Below are 14838 nucleotides of genomic sequence, written 5' to 3'. Positions count from 1 at the left end.
CCACACCATGAACAGCATGAATACCGCTACAGCACCCACCGGCAGCAGCTTCACCCTTCCCCGCGGCACACCGGCAGCCGCACGCACCGTGCTGCGCCTGCTGCAAAACCTGCGGCATGGCACGCTGACGCTGCAGTTGCCCGACGGCAGCATGCACCGCTTTGGCAAAGGCGAACTGCCCCATGCCACGCTGAGCCTGCACAACTGGAATGTGTGTGCGGCGGCGCTCAAGTCGGGCGACATCGGCTTTGCGGAATCCTTCATCGCTGGCGACTGGAGCACGCCCAACCTGGTGGACCTGCTGCGGGTGCTGGTGAAGAACCGCGCCGAGGTGGAAAGCGTCATCTACGGCACCTGGGCCGGGCGCCTGCTGTACCGCGTGCGCCACCTGCTGAACCGCAATACGCGTAGCAACAGCCAGAAGAACATCCACGCCCACTACGACCTGGGCAATGCCTTCTACCGCCTGTGGCTGGACGAAACCATGAACTACTCCAGCGCGCTATTCAACGGCGACTACACACAGACCATGGTCCAAGCCCAGCATGCCAAGGTGCGCCGCGCGCTGGACCAGGCCCGCGTCAAGGCCTGTGACCGCGTGCTGGAGATCGGCTGCGGCTGGGGCGCACTGGCCGAAATGGCGGCGGTGGAGCGCGATGCCCAGGTCACCGGTGTGACGCTGAGTCATGCCCAACTCGCTTCGGCACGGGAGCGTCTGCACCGCCTGGGTAGGAGCAACCAGGCGGACCTTCGCCTGCAGGATTACCGCGATATCCACGACGCGCCTTTTGACGCCATCTGTTCCATCGAAATGGTGGAAGCCGTGGGCCGCGCCTACTGGCCCACCTACTTCGCCACCGTCTCCCGGCTGCTCAAACCCGGTGGCCATGCCTGCGTGCAAAGCATCGTCATCGACGACGCGCTGTTTGAACGCTATGTGGATTCCACGGACTTCATCCAGCAGTACATCTTCCCCGGCGGCTGCCTGCCCTGCCCGCGGGAGTTTCGCCGCCAGGCCCAGGCCGCCGGTCTGGAGGTGGTGGAGGAACTGGCCTTTGGCCACGACTATGCCGAGACGTTGAAACGCTGGCGTGAGGCCTTCTTGGCACGCCGTGCCCAGGTGCTGAAGACCGGCTTTGACCAACGCTTCTTGCTGATCTGGGAGTTCTACCTCGCCTACTGCGAAGCGGCCTTTCTGGAAGACAACATCGACGTGGTGCAGTACACGCTGCGCAAGCCCGCCATCGCCTGAGGCCTGCCTTGCAACTGCACTGCCTGCGCACCGCCTTGCTGGCACGGGCCACACCATGATGGCGACCGTACTGCCAACCACCGCCACGGCACACTTCACATGGCGCCAGGGTTGGCGCTACGGCTTGATGGGTTTGCCGCTGGCCTTTGTGGCCCTGCCCCTGTATGTGCTGCTACCCAACCACTATGCGCGCAGCTTTGGCGTGCCCCTGGCCAGCCTGGGTGCGCTGCTGCTGGTGGCGCGGCTGTTTGATGCGGTGATCGACCCGCTGCTGGGACGCTGGAGCGATGGCATGTTTGCGCGCTCTCCAGCGGCCGTGCTGCGCCGCGGCGCGTTGGCCGCCCTTATATTAGGCCTGGGTTTTGCAGCGCTGTTCTTTCCGCCGGTACAGGGTGTACATGCCTTGCTGGCCTGGGCGGCCTTTGCGCTGGCGCTCACCTACGCGGCCTACAGCGCCTTGAGCGTGCTGCACCAGTCTTGGGGCGCACGCCTGGGCGGCAGCGAGGTGCAGCGCAGCCGCGTGGTGGCCTGGCGCGAGGGACTGGGCCTGCTGGGCGTGGTCATTGCATCCATTAGCCCTGTAGCCCTCGGACTACCTACAACTATCGCTCTACTTTTTATAGCATTGTCCGTGGCGTGGCTCGCTTGGCGGCTGGCGCCGCAGCCGCCCGCGACGCCGTTGATGCCATCAAGCGAAGCGGCCACCGCGTCAAGCGCCAAACGCGCCGGGCTGGGTTTGCCGTTCAGCCGCCCCGGCTTTCGGGCGCTGCTGGCCGTGTTTGTTGTCAACGGCATTGCCAGCGCGCTGCCGGCCACACTGTTGCTGTTCTTTGTGCAAGACCGCTTGCAGGCGCCCGCCAATTGGGAGCCGCTGTTCCTGGGCAGCTACTTCATCTGCGCCGCGCTGGCCATACCGCTGTGGGTGCGCCTGGTGGGCTCTATGGGTTTGGCGCGCACCTGGGGCCTGGGCATGCTGCTGTCCATCGCCGTCTTTGTGTTTGCACTGGCCCTGGGCACCGGGGATTTCAGGGGCTTTTTGCTGGTCTGCGCGCTGTCGGGCGTGGCCTTGGGCACCGATCTGGCCCTGCCGGCCGCCCTCTTGGCCGGCACGATTGCCGACAGCGGCGACCGCGGCCAGGCCGAGGGCGCCTACTTTGGTTGGTGGAATTTTGCGACCAAGCTCAACCTGGCCCTGGCCGCTGGCGTAGCCCTGCCCGCGCTGGGTGCCTTGGGCTATGCGCCCGGCACCCGTGACCCCGAGGCACTGCAGATGTTGAGCCTGGCCTATTGCCTGCTGCCCTGCGCGCTGAAGCTGTTGGCGGCGGGGCTGCTGTACGGGCTGATCATCCGCAAAACGCCATGAGATTGCCCATGCAAGCACACACGCTGGCTATGCACTACCGTGCTCTGGATGAGCGCCGTGGCCTGTGGCAGGTACCGCCTCTGGCCGGTAGGTCATTGAAAGAGATGACATCTAGCCCTCGTCGAATGTACTTGTATCGCTACTAAATTCGGAGCAATTTGCACCATGCCTTTGCTCAATGCCTTCTTGCCGCCCCTCAATCCGCCCCAGGTGGATTGGGCCGGCAAGACCGTGTGGATCGTCGGGGCCTCCAGCGGTATAGGCCAAGCCACGGCCACGGCCTTGCATGGCTTGGGCGCCCGCGTGGTGGTGTCGGCACGCAATGCCCAGTCGCTGGCCGCCTTTGTGAACACCCATCCGGGCAGCCAGGCCCTGGCGCTGGACGTGACCCAGCCCCAGGCGGTGCGCGCGGCGGCGGCGCAGCTGTTGGCCCAGGGCCCACTGGACTGCGTGGTGTACTGCGCTGGCCACTACGCGGCCATGCGCGCCGACGCCCTGGACGTCGCCGATATGCTGCGCCACTGCGAGGTCAATTACATCGGTGCGCTCCACCTGTTGGACGCCGTGCTGCCGGCCCTGCTGGCGCGGGGCAGCGGCCATATCAGCCTGGTCGGCAGCGTGGCCGGCTACCGCGGCCTGCCCAATAGCCTGGCCTATGGGCCGACCAAGGCCGCGCTGATCAACCTGGCCGAGACCCTGTACCTGGACCTGCACGCCAAGGGCCTGGGCGTGTCCATCATCAACCCCGGCTTTGTGCAGACGCCGCTGACCGCCGGCAACGACTTCGCGATGCCGGCCCTGCTGACGCCGGAGCAGGCGGCCAGCGCCATCCTGCAGGGTTGGGCCCTGGGTGCCTTTGAAATCCACTTCCCCAAGCGCTTCACTTTGTGGCTCAAAGCCTTGCGGCTGATGCCCAACCGGCTGTTCTTCCACCTGGTTCGCCGGATTGCCCCATGAGCAACGAACAGCCCGCTATCCCTCTGAGCCCCGACGCCGCGCAAGCCCCCGATGTGCAGCGGTTGGTTACATTTTTTGAAACCTTGACGCCCCACAGCCTGGGACAACTGGCCGCGCTCTACGACCGCCAGGCGCGTTTTGTCGACCCGTTCAATGACATGGAAGGGCTGACGGCTATCGAGGCCATTTTTCACCACATGTTTGTGGCCCTGGACGATCCCCGCTTTGTCGTCACCGGGCGGGTGGTACAGGGCAAGGAATGCTTTTTGCTGTGGGATTTCCACTTTCGCTTCAAGCGCTTTGACAAGAAGACCGTGCAAACCGTTCGCGGCACCAGCCACCTGGTGTTTTCAGACACGGGTTTGGTCGTGCTGCACCGCGACTATTGGGATGCAGCGCAGGAGTTGTACGAGAAGCTGCCCTTGATCGGCACGCTGATGCGCTGGCTCAGAAAACGGGCCAATCGCTGAGTAATATGGCCTGGGGAGCTGCGGTTTTAGAGTCCGGCAAACGAACTGGGGCGGAAGGCGCTGGCCTTGAACGCACTGGCCTGGAATTCCGGCGTACGGCGCGGCTCCCACCAGGCGCGGATGGAGGCGAAGATATTGCGACAACCACTACAACGGTACTGACCGGTGGCCTGCAAGGCGCCACTGGGGCCGCGGTCTATGACCTGCTGGTAGCTGGTAGCCCCGCATTCGCGGCATTTGTAGAGGATCTTGGTCTTGAGGGTCGCCATAGAGGGGCAACTGTAGTCCTCGCTACCCGGTTTGGGAAGCCCAATAATGTAAAACGGTGTGAACGGCGCAAGCGGCTGTTGCGCCGCCGTCTCGCGGGGAAACCCCTAGCCTAGGCAGGAATCGTATCGGCGAAGCTGGGCCGTTGCATCAACTTGTCGTGCAGGCGAACCAGGTTGGGGTAGTCGGTGCGCCAATCGATCTGCGGGAAGCGGAAATCCAGGTAGCCCAGTGCGCAGCCGACGGCGATGTCGGCCAGGCTGAAATGGATGCCGCCGCAAAAAGGCTTGTCGCCCAGGCCATGGCTCATGGCTTTGACGGTGGCGGTGACCTTGGTCAGTTGGCGGTCGATCCAGGCCTGGCTGCGTTGGGCCTTGGTGCGGCCGGTCCAGGTGGCTTCCAGGCGGGCCAGGATGGAGGCGTCCATCAGGCCATCGGCCAGGGCTTCCCAGGTCTTGATTTCGGCGCGCTCGCGGCCGACAGCGGGGATCAGCTTGCCCACCGGCGACAGCGTGTCCAGGTATTCGACGATGACGCGGGAATCGAACAGGGCCTCGGCCCCTTCCATGATCAGGCAGGGCACTTTTCCCAGAGGATTGGACTCGGCGATGGTGGTACCGGCGCTCCAGACGTCCTCGGTCACGAAGTCATAGTCCAGTTTCTTCTCGGCCATGACTACGCGCACTTTGCGAACATAGGGGCTGGCGGTGGATCCGAGTAATTTCATGCGTGCTCAACAGTTTCAGGAGCTTTCATTCTATCCATTGGGGGTGGTTAGACCGGCTGTTACGGGGCGATGGTGGCGTACAACCTACAATTCGCCCATGACTTTTTCCTCAATTTCCGCACTTTCTCCACTGGACGGCCGCTACGCCGGCAAGCTGACCCCACTGCGCCCCCTGATGAGCGAGCAGGGCTATATGCACCGGCGGGTGCAGGTGGAGGTGGCCTGGTTCATCAAGCTCAGCGATGCCGGCTTTGCCGAATTCAAGCCGCTGACACCCGGAGCACGCACTTACTTGCTGGGTCTGGTGAAGAACTTCTCCGAGGCCGATGGCGAAGCCATCAAGGCGATCGAGAAGACCACCAACCACGACGTGAAGGCGGTGGAATACTGGATCAAGTCCAAATTCGAGGCCCGGCCCGAGCTGCTGGCCGCGCAGGAATTCGTGCACTTTGCCTGCACCAGCGAGGACATCAACAACACCAGCCACGCGCTGCAGCTCAAGAGCGCCCGCGACCAGGTGCTGCTGCCGGCGCTGGACGCAGTGATTGCCAAGCTGCGCGCCATGGCCCATGGCTTTGCCGACGTGCCCATGCTCAGCCGCACCCACGGCCAGACCGCCAGCCCCACGACGGTGGGCAAGGAAGTGGCCAACGTGGTGGTCCGCCTGGCCGCCGCGCGCGACAAGATTGCCGGCATCAAGATCATGGCCAAGATGAATGGTGCCGTGGGCAACTACAACGCCCACCTGTCGGCCTGGCCCGATTTCGACTGGGAGGCCTTCAGCCGCAACGTCATCGAAACCCCCGAGCCGCTGGGCCTGGGCCTGACCTTCCAACCCTACAGCATCCAGATTGAGCCGCACGACTACATGGCCGAGCTGTTCGACGCCATCGCCCGCGTGGACACCATCCTGATCGACTGGGCGCGCGACGTCTGGGGCTATGTGAGCCTGGGCTACTTCAAGCAGAAGCTCAAGGACGGCGAAGTGGGCTCGTCCACGATGCCGCACAAGGTCAACCCCATTGATTTCGAAAATGCCGAGGGCAACCTAGGCCTGGCCAATGCCATCCTGCGCCACCTGAGCGAAAAACTGCCCATCAGCCGCTGGCAGCGCGACCTGACCGATTCCACCGTGCTGCGCAATATGGGCGTGGCCGTGGGCTATGCGGTGCTGGCTTACCAGTCGCTGCTGACCGGCTTGAACAAGCTGGAAATCAACGAAGACGCCATCGCCGCAGATCTGGATGCGTCGTGGGAAGTGCTGGCAGAACCGATCCAGACCGTGATGCGCCGCTTCGGATTGCCCCAGCCGTATGAACAACTGAAGAAGTTCACCCGCGGCGCGGCGATGACGCGCGAACTGATGCAGGGCTTTATCGCCGGACTGGCGATACCTGAAGAAGAAAAAACGCGTTTGCTGGCCATGACACCCGGCAGCTACACCGGCATGGCCGCCGAACTGGCGAAAAGGGTGTGACCCCCTGAGCGGCTGACGCCGCTTCCCCCTGGGAGGGGGACAACGCCAGCGGCCCGGCAAAGCCGGTTCCGCGGCATTCCTGAATAACTTCCCTTCGCACGAACGGCGTCTCACTTCCATGGCACTCAAATCGACGATCTTCAAGGCCAATCTGCAGATTGCCGACATCGACCACGGCTACTACGCCGACCACGCACTCACCCTGGCCCGCCACCCCAGCGAGACCGACGAGCGCATGATGATCCGCCTGGCGGCGCTGGCTTTCAACGCCTACAAGCTGCAAAGCGAGTGCAATGGCGACGGCACGCTGGCCTTTGGGGCTGGCCTGTCGGACCCGGAGGACCCGGATGTATCGCTGACCGATTTCACCGGCCACAAGCGCCTGTGGATCGAAGTGGGCCAGCCCGAGGAAAAGCCCATCTCCAAGGCCTGCAACAAGGCCGACGCCGTGCTGCTGTACTGCTTTGCCCACTCGGCCGACATCTGGTGGAAGGGCATCGAGACCAAGCTCACCCGCCTGGACAAGCTGCAGGTGTGGCGCGTGCCCACCGCAGCGTCGCAAGCCCTGGCCCAATTGGCGCAGCGCAGCATGCAACTGCAGGCCACGATACAGGAAGGCGCGCTGACGCTCGGCGACGACAAGACCACGGTGGACATCGAACCCATTCGATGGAAGTAACCGCAAGCCCTCGTGAAACAAGCCTAGGCAGCTACTGATTCAGTAGCAAATTACACGCCTTCGGCCGCACGCTCCGCGTACTTATTGAAGCGCAGGGCCGTGCCCTCAACCGTGATACGGTGCCAGACCTCGCGTTTAGCCACCGGATCCATGGCCAGCCAGTGCTGCACTTCCTCAAAGCTGCGGCCGCAGCCCTTGCACTCTGCGTCACCCTGGCTGGTCGAGCAAATGGCAATGCAGGGCGTGTCGGGCATGCTGGCATACCACTCCAACCAGGCTGCATAGGCCGCCTCGGAAAACGCCGCCGCGCTGACCTGCGTGCTGCGCGCGTAGACCATGCAGGCATACACCTCGGCCAGGGCCCGTGTGGGCGCCGGCAGCGTCACGCCGTCGGGCGAGGGCAGGCGTGCACGCCAGTAGTTGATGGCCGACTCCAGGTCGGTGATGTGGATATGGGGCACGGACGCCGCAGACAGGACAAATGGGTGGCGGGACAGGGGAGGCGCATCATAGCCCAGCGGCGCGGGTGAAGTGCTATTCTTCGCGCCATGAAACTCATCGCAAAATGGCTGCTCAGCGCGGTCTCGCTATTGGCCGTGGCCCACCTCTACAGCGGCGTGGAGATCAAGAGCTTCACCTCAGCCCTGATCGCCGCCCTGGTCATCGGTCTTTTCAACTCGGTGTTGCGGCCTATCCTGGTGATACTGACTCTGCCAGTGACCGTGGTGACGCTGGGTCTGTTCCTGTTTGTCATCAACGCGCTGATGTTCTGGGCCGCCGCCGCCCTGCTGGCGGGCTTCAATGTCAGCGGCTTTGGCGCCGCGCTGATCGGTTCGCTGATTTATTCGGTGCTGGGCATCGTCATCGACTCAGCGCTGCAGCGTCTGTTCCCGAACCAGTGATTCCACATAACGGGTGCGGGTGTCCACGATGGACGCCTCGAAATGGTCCGTGCCGGCACCGCCCTTGCGCGCCCACTCCTGCGCAGTCTTGAAACGGCTCAGTGCGGCCGGGTAATCCAGTTGGGCAACACTGACCTCGGCCTGGGCCCGTATGGAGCTCAGCGTGCGGCCTTCGGCGGCATAGGTGCTGGAGAGTAGTTGCCAGGCCTGGGCATCGCGCGGGTGGTCGGCCACCCAGGTTTGCAGGTTCTGTGTCGTGGCCTCCAGACTGCCCGCCGCGGCACCGGAACTGGCCGCGGCGGCCGACTGCTGTGCCGTGGTGCTCAGTTGCAGTTGCGCCTGCGCGGTCAGGAACAGTTCCGCGCGGCTGGGGCTGGTCTTTTCCGATGGGTTTGGCGCGCCGCTTTGCAGCAGGCGCAGCGCACCCGCGCCATCGGCCTGGGCCAGTTTCAGCTCTACGCCCAAAAGGCGCGCCAGACGGGCCGCGGCGGCGTCCTTGCGCACGTTGTCCGTCAGACGGTTCCATTGGTTCTGGGCGTCTTTGTAGTCCCGCAGCTTGATGGCGGCCAGCGTGGCACCATAGAGGATGCCGGCTTGTTGGGTCGCCGATTGCTTGGCCAGCAAGACCGGGTCGGCCTCCACGGCCCATGTACGCAGTGCATCGACCGCCGAGTTGGACAACACCCGCGCGCGCGCGGTCATCATGGCCTGATCGGCCTCCTGCACATTCTGGCGGGCGGCGGGGTTGGGTGCGCTGCCGGTGTCGGGCAGTTCGATGCGCGACTGCATGTCGGCCATGCGCTCGGTACTCAGCGGGTGGCTGCGCAGGTAGGGGAAATTGCCGTCATCGCTCAGGCGCGATGCCTGCTGCAGTTTGGCAAACATGGACACAAAGCCCTGGGGCGCAAAGCCGGCCTCGGTCGATACCGAGAAGCCTACGCGGTCCGCTTCGCGCTCCATATCGCGCGAAAAGTTGAGTCGACTTTGCACGCCGGCGGCCTGGCTGCCAGCCAGCACGGCACTGGCGGCGTTCGGACTCTTGCCAGCGGCCAATATGCCCAGGATCATGGCACCCAGCAGCAAGGGTGCCTGCTGGCTCTGGCGCGTCATCATGCGGGAAATGTGACGCTGCGTGACGTGGCTCAGCTCGTGCGCCAGCACCGAGGCCAGCTCATCGCGGCTGGTCACCACGGCCATCAAGCCCAGGTGCAGGCCCAGATACGCACCGGGCAGCGCGAACGCATTGACGGTACGGTCCTTGCCCAACAGGATCTCCCAGGCATAGGCGTTGTCCAGCTCGGGCTGCAGCTCACCGCGCGCCCGGGCAGCCGCCAGCAGGGGCTGCCAGATGCCCTGCACGTACTCCATCAGCACGGCATCGTCTACGTAATCCGGGTCGCGGTAGAGCTCGCGGGCGATGCTATCGCCCAGCTTGCGCTCGGCGCCGGGCGTCATATCGGCGCCATCCCCCAGGTTGGGCAAGGCACTGCTGCTGGATCCGCCACCGGTTGGGGCGGTTTGGGCATAAACCGCCGGCGCCACCCATGATGCTATTGAAAATATAGCTGCACAAGAAGCAATGGCGAGGGCTGATAACCGATAAGGTTTGAAGCGTTTGGTCAAAATGGGTCCAGAGGCATGGTCGCCACAATATGGGCGTCAACCGGGTCGAGAAACACGGTCCAGTAGTGGTCACGGCCAATCAGCGGCACATACAGTGCGGTTTGCGGGTTGCCGCCTGCGGCGCCAACCACCTGGTCAATCTCAGAAGCCTTGCCGGCGAACCGGGTCTTGAGTGCGGTAACCGGCTTGGCTTCTTTGAGGATCGTAGGCAGAGCCTTGGCGTAGGCCTGCCACAACTCGGGTCGGGCCACCAACCCCACGCCAGCTACGGCCGCCAATGTGAAGTCCACTTTTTCGCTTTCACTTTTGAAGTCCCGCAGAGACAACAGCGTAGGCCCAGTCAGCGGCAGCGCCTCAATGCCTGCTGGCGCTTTCTTCAGTTCTTCCGGGGTCAACTCCACCGCGTGCACCACACTGAAGCGGTTGTACTCAAACACCATATGCACGGGCCGCGCCACACAGACCGTCCATAAACCGTAACCCAATGCGAGCAATTGCAACGTGGCGATGACAACCAGGTCCCGCCGCAGCACCGGCCAGGCCTTCACACGATTGAACACGGCCAGTGTCAGCAGCGGGCCCAGGATCACGTCCACGGTCACCAAGATCAAGAAGAGCTCCCTGCCACCCGAGATTTCTCGGTAGGGGTAGGGATACCACACGCCAAACACCAAAGCTGCGGCCAACGCGGCAATGGTCAGGCTCAATGTCAGATGGATGGCGCTGGCTTTGAGGCGGTCGCGCCAAAAATCGGGCGGATGGGATGCCATGTTCATACGGTACGAGAGGGTAGTTGAATCCGGTTCCGGCAAGCGTGAAGCTCAGGTAAAGTTGACGAGCACCGACTTTAGGGTGTTTTTTGAGATTTTCAATACCCTGCCATGCACAAGCTCACCCATTTTGACGCCCAAGGCCAAGCCCACATGGTCGACGTTGGCGCCAAGCCCGCCACGCACCGTACGGCCATTGCCAGCGGGCGCATCGACATGTTGCCCACGACGCTGGCCTTGATCACAACGGGTACCAGCAAGAAGGGCGATGTGCTGGGCATTGCCCGCATTGCAGGCATCCAAGGCGCCAAGAAGACCAGTGACCTGATTCCGCTGTGCCACCCCATTGCGCTGACCCGTGTGGCACTGGAGTTCGTGCTCTCTGAGGCCACCAGCACACAACCCGCCCATGTGCAATGCCAGGCGACCGCAGAAACCGTGGGGCCAACGGGCGTGGAGATGGAGGCCCTGACCGCCGTCCAGGTGGCCTTGTTGACCATCTATGACATGTGCAAGGCGGCGGACCGCGGCATGACCATCACCGATGTAAAACTGCTGGAAAAACACGGCGGCAAGTCAGGGAGCTTTGTTGCTGCTTAGGGCCTGGGCCCAGCTTGCATGCTCTTTGGGAAACGCCGCCTTGTAACGCTGAAGGTAGTAGACGGCCACGTCATTGCGCCCCAGCATGGTGGCGCTTTCGATCAGCCTCTCGACCACCCGCGGTTCCGGCGAAAAGTGCAATAGTTGCTGCGCCAAGCCATGCAGGTGGGCGGCATTGTCCGCCGTCAGCGGCGTGGTGGTCAGTTCGGCAAACAGCACCTGGTTCTGAAACAGCGAGGCGTCACGCACCTTGTCCATCGTGCCCTCCCGGTAGGCGCTGGCACGATCGGCCTGCGGCAGGTACAGCTGGCTGGCGCGCCAGTAGTTCCAACCCGCAAAAGTCAGAAATGCTATCAAAATAGCAGCAATACATTGAATCAATACGAGGGCTATAGGCGAAATTAATACAACCCCCTCCCCGGAGGGCCACTCTGAAGAGCCCCCTTGTGGCACCGTGGCAGACATGCCCGCCGTCGTGCACAGTAGCCACACCGACAAGCCCGCGGCCATCTGAAACGGACCGTACCACAGGGGGTACTCCACCAGGCTGTGCAAGCCCACCACGGCCAGCACACCCCACGCCAACTGACGGGCGGGCACGCGTTCCCGCCAGGGGCTGCTCCGCCAGACCAGCCAAGCCAATGCAGCGCTGGCCACAATTGCAAAGGGGGCACCCAACTCCACCGCCCAGTGCAGGGGCAGATTGTGGGCGTTGTCCAGAATGTCACAGAAACGCTCTTGGGGGTACAGGGTTGTAAAGTGGGCAAAACCCAATTCGCCCCAGCCCCAGCCCAGCCAAGGCTTTTGCGCAATCAGCTGCAGCACGTTGGCCCACAAGACGCGGCGGCTGCCACAACCCGATTCTTCGTTGAACCGCCCCAGGAGCCCGCCACTCTCGATTCCGGTGGTCACGAACAGCAGCCAGGGCAGCACCCACAGACACACCAGGTAGGTGACCAGGGCTGCCAAGGCGGTCGCTACGAAGCGTCCGTGCGGCTGGTGCAACACCGGGCGTTGGTTCCGCGTGGGTAGCCACCACAGCAAGCCCAAGCCTGCCACCAGCCACCATTGCAAGAGACCGGTGCGCGAGCCGCTGGCCGCATTGGCACAGGCGAGCAGCACCATAGCGCCACCCCACAAGAAGCACCGCGCGGCGCCAGGCCCTGACGTCGGTTGACCATCGTTGGCGGCAGGGGGCTGCCAGCTAGCAACCCGCCACAGCAGGGCCAGCAAACCTATGCTGCACAGCGTGGCAAACTGGTTGCGCTGGCGCAGATTGGCATAGGCCTCCCCCGCGCCGACTTGGCTCACCCAGGGACTGAGCACTTGCGCTTGGCCAAAGTACTGCAACAGCCCCATCGCAGCGCTGACCAGTGCCGCCAACAGCCAGGCATTGGCAATGGCTGTCGTGCAGCGGTTCTTGTGGATGCTGCCCCCCATGAAACCGACGGCAGCCAACAAGGCTGCCACACAGGCCCACGACGCCAGCAAGGGCACGGCAGCAGGCATGGGGCCGGGCGAAAACGGATTGAGCCAGGGCAGGACCACCAGCACAACGACAGCAATCGGTAGCCTATGATTGGCAAATGAACAAGATGAGCAAGCCATGGGTGATGTAGTTGCAGTGGTCGGTCTGGGCTATGTAGGTCTACCGCTTGCGGTGGCATTTGGGAAGTTGATGCCAACTATAGGTTACGACCTGAGCGCGCAGAAGCTGGACAGCTACCGTCAGCACACAGACCCCAGCGGCACCGTCAGCGATGCGGACCTGCAGGCCGCGCAACTGCTGACGTTTAGCGGTGATGCCGCCGCACTGGCCCAGGCCAATATTCTGATTGTCGCCGTCCCCACCCCCATTGACGCCGCCCGCCAGCCCGACCTGGGACCACTGGTACGCGCCAGCGAGAGCATAGGCGCCCATCTGAAGGCAGGGGATGTGGTCATTTACGAATCCACGGTATACCCCGGTGCCACCGAGGAGGTGTGCATCCCGGTGCTGGAGCGGATGTCCGGGCTGCAATGGAAACGCGACTTCCATGTGGGCTATTCACCTGAACGCATCAACCCCGGCGACAAACACCACACCTTGGTCAACACGGTCAAGGTCGTCGCGGGGGACGACCCGGCAACCTTGGAACGGGTCGCCAGTTTCTATGAGAAGGTTGTGACGGCTGGGGTGCACCGGGTCTCATCGCTCAAGGTCGCGGAAGCGGCCAAGGTCATAGAGAACACGCAACGCGACTTGAACATCGCGCTGATGAACGAACTGGCGGTGATCTTCAACATGATGGGCTTGGACACCTCCGAGGTGCTGTCCGCTGCGGGCACCAAATGGAATTTTCTGCCGTTTCGTCCGGGCTTGGTGGGCGGTCACTGCATTGGCGTGGATCCCTACTACCTGACCTACAAGGCCGAGATGCTGGGCTACCACCCGGAAGTCATTCTGGCGGGACGGCGCATCAATGACGGCATGGGCAAATACATTGCCGAGCAAACGGTCAAGCAGTTGATACAGGCGGGCAGCCCCATCAAAGGCGCCAAAGTGAATGTGCTGGGCATCACCTTCAAGGAAGACGTACCGGATCTGCGTAATTCCAAAGTCTGGGACTTGATCGCCGAGTTGCGCACCTATGGGGTCGAGGTGTTTGTGCATGACCCTGTAGCAGATGCGGATGAAGCGCAGCAGGCGTATGGCGTCGAATTGCTGACCTGGGACGCCTTGCCGCGGGCCGATGCCATCGTGGCCGCCGTAGCGCATGCGGCCCTACTGTTCAGACCGCTGAGTGACTGCGTCGGGAAGGTGATGCCGGGCGGCTGCTTTGTTGACGTCAAGGCCCGATTTGACGCCACTGCACTGGCCGCGGCCGGGCTTGGTGTGTGGCGCCTGTAGTTCATGGTCAAGCAACCGCATCCCCCTGCCTACGCTTACGCGGTGCACGCCAACTCGTCCGCCACGAAAGTAGCGCGTCTGGTTGGGAGCGGCAAGCGTGTGCTGGAGCTAGGCTGCGGGCCTGGAATGATCACCCGCTTGCTGGTAGATCAACACTGCAGCGTGACGGCCCTGGAGCGGGATGCCGAGGCGGTTGAAGCCGTGGCCCCGTATTGTGAGGCCGTGCGCCGCTGCGACCTCAATGACCCGGCGTGGCCAACGGTTCTGGCCGGTACCGGTCCGTTCGAGGTCATTGTGGCCGGCGATGTTTTGGAGCATCTGTTGGACCCCTGGACAACCGTGGGACGCCTGACCCCGCTGCTCGCCGAAGGCGGCCACGTCGTCATCTCCTTGCCGCATGCGGGTCACAACGCCGTCGTCGCCAGCCTGTTGGCCAGTGATTTCGCCTACCAGCCCTGGGGCCTGCTGGACAAGACCCACATCCGCTTCTTTGGTATGCACAACATACAGGCGCTGTGCAACGACGCAGGCCTCAAGATCACCGAGGTGGACTATGTGCTCAAACCACCTGAGCAAAGCGAGTTCGCCCGCCGCTGGCACCAATTGCCCCAAGCGACCCGGCTTGCGCTGGACAGCAATCCCTTCGGGTCTGTTTACCAGGTGATTGTCAAGGCGGTCCCCCATTCAGCCGCAGGCAAGGGCCTGCAAATCGCGTCGCTACCGGTTCCGGACACTGCGAAGCCGCACAGCGGCAAGAGGCTGTTGCACTTTCTGCTCTCCTACATCAGCTTGGGCACTCGGCGGCGAATTGCAAACCTGATGGCACGCGCGGGCCTGCGCCGCTGACCGCTGCTGGCTCCG

General features: G+C 63.3%; 16 protein-coding genes. 10 read left to right on the top strand and 6 right to left on the bottom strand.

The window, feature by feature from the left end:
* The first annotated feature begins 16 nt into the window (after positions 1 to 16).
* From AC07OO_RS24610 to AC07OO_RS24595, 4 genes are all read left to right on the top strand, one after another.
* Positions 17 to 1252, top strand: coding sequence for a class I SAM-dependent methyltransferase (locus AC07OO_RS24610; RefSeq protein WP_495084872.1), 1236 nt, complete (start codon positions 17 to 19; stop codon positions 1250 to 1252).
* 55 nt (positions 1253 to 1307) lie between these two features.
* Positions 1308 to 2615: an MFS transporter gene (locus AC07OO_RS24605; RefSeq protein ID WP_495084804.1), complete on the top strand. Its 1308-nt coding sequence runs from the start codon at positions 1308 to 1310 to the stop codon at positions 2613 to 2615.
* Between the two features lie 165 nt (positions 2616 to 2780).
* Complete coding sequence (locus AC07OO_RS24600) at positions 2781 to 3572, top strand: SDR family NAD(P)-dependent oxidoreductase (protein WP_495084803.1); 792 nt, start codon at positions 2781 to 2783, stop codon at positions 3570 to 3572.
* Positions 3569 to 4042, top strand: coding sequence for a nuclear transport factor 2 family protein (locus tag AC07OO_RS24595; protein ID WP_495084802.1), 474 nt, complete (start codon positions 3569 to 3571; stop codon positions 4040 to 4042). The genes AC07OO_RS24600 and AC07OO_RS24595 overlap by 4 nt, the downstream gene beginning before the upstream one ends.
* A 26-nt stretch (positions 4043 to 4068) precedes the next feature.
* On the opposite strand, the gene AC07OO_RS24590 is transcribed toward AC07OO_RS24595, so the two are convergent.
* Positions 4069 to 4311, bottom strand: a complete 243-nt coding sequence (locus AC07OO_RS24590) for a hypothetical protein (protein WP_495084801.1) — start codon at positions 4309 to 4311, stop codon at positions 4069 to 4071.
* A 110-nt stretch (positions 4312 to 4421) separates the two neighbouring features.
* Positions 4422 to 5036 (bottom strand): glutathione S-transferase C-terminal domain-containing protein, encoded by a 615-nt coding sequence (locus AC07OO_RS24585; protein ID WP_495084800.1) that lies wholly within the window; start codon positions 5034 to 5036, stop codon positions 4422 to 4424.
* A 97-nt stretch (positions 5037 to 5133) separates the two neighbouring features.
* On the opposite strand from AC07OO_RS24585, the gene purB reads away from it, so the two are divergent.
* Positions 5134 to 6513, top strand: a complete 1380-nt coding sequence (gene purB / locus AC07OO_RS24580; protein WP_495084799.1) for an adenylosuccinate lyase — start codon at positions 5134 to 5136, stop codon at positions 6511 to 6513.
* A gap of 118 nt (positions 6514 to 6631) precedes the next feature.
* The gene (locus AC07OO_RS24575; RefSeq protein WP_495084798.1) at positions 6632 to 7192 is read left to right on the top strand and encodes a YaeQ family protein; all 561 of its coding nucleotides are present in this window, start codon (positions 6632 to 6634) and stop codon (positions 7190 to 7192) included.
* Positions 7193 to 7242: 50 nt separating this feature from the next.
* Here the strand turns inward: AC07OO_RS24575 and AC07OO_RS24570 are convergent, their stop codons facing one another.
* Entirely contained in the window at positions 7243 to 7653 is a 411-nt protein-coding gene (locus AC07OO_RS24570; RefSeq protein ID WP_495084797.1) for a DUF3717 domain-containing protein, read from the bottom strand.
* A gap of 87 nt (positions 7654 to 7740) precedes the next feature.
* Here AC07OO_RS24570 and AC07OO_RS24565 point away from each other — a divergent pair, with 87 nt between their 5' ends.
* A complete protein-coding gene (locus AC07OO_RS24565) occupies positions 7741 to 8094 on the top strand; it encodes a phage holin family protein (protein WP_495084796.1) in 354 nt (117 codons plus the stop codon).
* Here the strand turns inward: AC07OO_RS24565 and AC07OO_RS24560 are convergent.
* Positions 8062 to 9549, bottom strand: coding sequence for a M48 family metalloprotease (locus AC07OO_RS24560; protein ID WP_495084871.1), 1488 nt, complete (start codon positions 9547 to 9549; stop codon positions 8062 to 8064). The genes AC07OO_RS24565 and AC07OO_RS24560 overlap by 33 nt on opposite strands.
* A 164-nt stretch (positions 9550 to 9713) precedes the next feature.
* Positions 9714 to 10493, bottom strand: coding sequence for a TfpX/TfpZ family type IV pilin accessory protein (tfpZ, locus tag AC07OO_RS24555; protein ID WP_495084795.1), 780 nt, complete (start codon positions 10491 to 10493; stop codon positions 9714 to 9716).
* 105 nt (positions 10494 to 10598) lie between these two features.
* Between tfpZ and moaC the strand changes: the two genes are divergently transcribed.
* Positions 10599 to 11087: a cyclic pyranopterin monophosphate synthase MoaC gene (gene moaC / locus AC07OO_RS24550; protein WP_495084794.1), complete on the top strand. Its 489-nt coding sequence runs from the start codon at positions 10599 to 10601 to the stop codon at positions 11085 to 11087.
* Here the strand turns inward: moaC and AC07OO_RS24545 are convergent.
* Positions 11064 to 12596 (bottom strand): PglL family O-oligosaccharyltransferase, encoded by a 1533-nt coding sequence (locus AC07OO_RS24545; RefSeq protein ID WP_495084793.1) that lies wholly within the window; start codon positions 12594 to 12596, stop codon positions 11064 to 11066. The two genes, moaC and AC07OO_RS24545, sit on opposite strands and share 24 nt — an antisense overlap.
* 97 nt (positions 12597 to 12693) lie before the next feature.
* Between AC07OO_RS24545 and AC07OO_RS24540 the strand changes: the two genes are divergently transcribed.
* Both AC07OO_RS24540 and AC07OO_RS24535 read left to right on the top strand, forming a co-directional pair.
* A complete protein-coding gene (locus AC07OO_RS24540; RefSeq protein ID WP_495084792.1) occupies positions 12694 to 13977 on the top strand; it encodes a nucleotide sugar dehydrogenase in 1284 nt (427 codons plus the stop codon).
* A gap of 3 nt (positions 13978 to 13980) precedes the next feature.
* A complete protein-coding gene (locus AC07OO_RS24535; RefSeq protein ID WP_495084791.1) occupies positions 13981 to 14823 on the top strand; it encodes a class I SAM-dependent methyltransferase in 843 nt (280 codons plus the stop codon).
* The last annotated feature ends 15 nt before the right edge of the window (positions 14824 to 14838 follow it).

Source organism: Rhodoferax sp. GW821-FHT07G04 (genome assembly GCF_059418585.1).
The sequence above is the reverse complement of the archived record's forward strand: the minus strand, read 5'-3'. Positions and strand labels throughout refer to the sequence as shown.

Bases quoted from the DNA above. Each gene is read 5' to 3' on its own strand.
- AC07OO_RS24610 (WP_495084872.1), top strand. From the start codon at position 17: ATGAATACCGCTACAGCACCCACCGGCAGCAGCTTCACCCTTCCCCGC.
- AC07OO_RS24605 (WP_495084804.1), top strand. From the start codon at position 1,308: ATGATGGCGACCGTACTGCCAACCACCGCCACGGCACACTTCACATGG.
- AC07OO_RS24600 (WP_495084803.1), top strand. From the start codon at position 2,781: ATGCCTTTGCTCAATGCCTTCTTGCCGCCCCTCAATCCGCCCCAGGTG.
- AC07OO_RS24595 (WP_495084802.1), top strand. From the start codon at position 3,569: ATGAGCAACGAACAGCCCGCTATCCCTCTGAGCCCCGACGCCGCGCAA.
- AC07OO_RS24590 (WP_495084801.1), bottom strand. From the start codon at position 4,311: ATGGCGACCCTCAAGACCAAGATCCTCTACAAATGCCGCGAATGCGGG.
- AC07OO_RS24585 (WP_495084800.1), bottom strand. From the start codon at position 5,036: ATGAAATTACTCGGATCCACCGCCAGCCCCTATGTTCGCAAAGTGCGC.
- purB (WP_495084799.1), top strand. From the start codon at position 5,134: ATGACTTTTTCCTCAATTTCCGCACTTTCTCCACTGGACGGCCGCTAC.
- AC07OO_RS24575 (WP_495084798.1), top strand. From the start codon at position 6,632: ATGGCACTCAAATCGACGATCTTCAAGGCCAATCTGCAGATTGCCGAC.
- AC07OO_RS24565 (WP_495084796.1), top strand. From the start codon at position 7,741: ATGAAACTCATCGCAAAATGGCTGCTCAGCGCGGTCTCGCTATTGGCC.
- AC07OO_RS24560 (WP_495084871.1), bottom strand. From the start codon at position 9,549: ATGACGCCCGGCGCCGAGCGCAAGCTGGGCGATAGCATCGCCCGCGAG.
- tfpZ (WP_495084795.1), bottom strand. From the start codon at position 10,493: ATGAACATGGCATCCCATCCGCCCGATTTTTGGCGCGACCGCCTCAAA.
- moaC (WP_495084794.1), top strand. From the start codon at position 10,599: ATGCACAAGCTCACCCATTTTGACGCCCAAGGCCAAGCCCACATGGTC.
- AC07OO_RS24545 (WP_495084793.1), bottom strand. From the start codon at position 12,596: ATGCCTGCTGCCGTGCCCTTGCTGGCGTCGTGGGCCTGTGTGGCAGCC.
- AC07OO_RS24540 (WP_495084792.1), top strand. From the start codon at position 12,694: ATGGGTGATGTAGTTGCAGTGGTCGGTCTGGGCTATGTAGGTCTACCG.
- AC07OO_RS24535 (WP_495084791.1), top strand. From the start codon at position 13,981: ATGGTCAAGCAACCGCATCCCCCTGCCTACGCTTACGCGGTGCACGCC.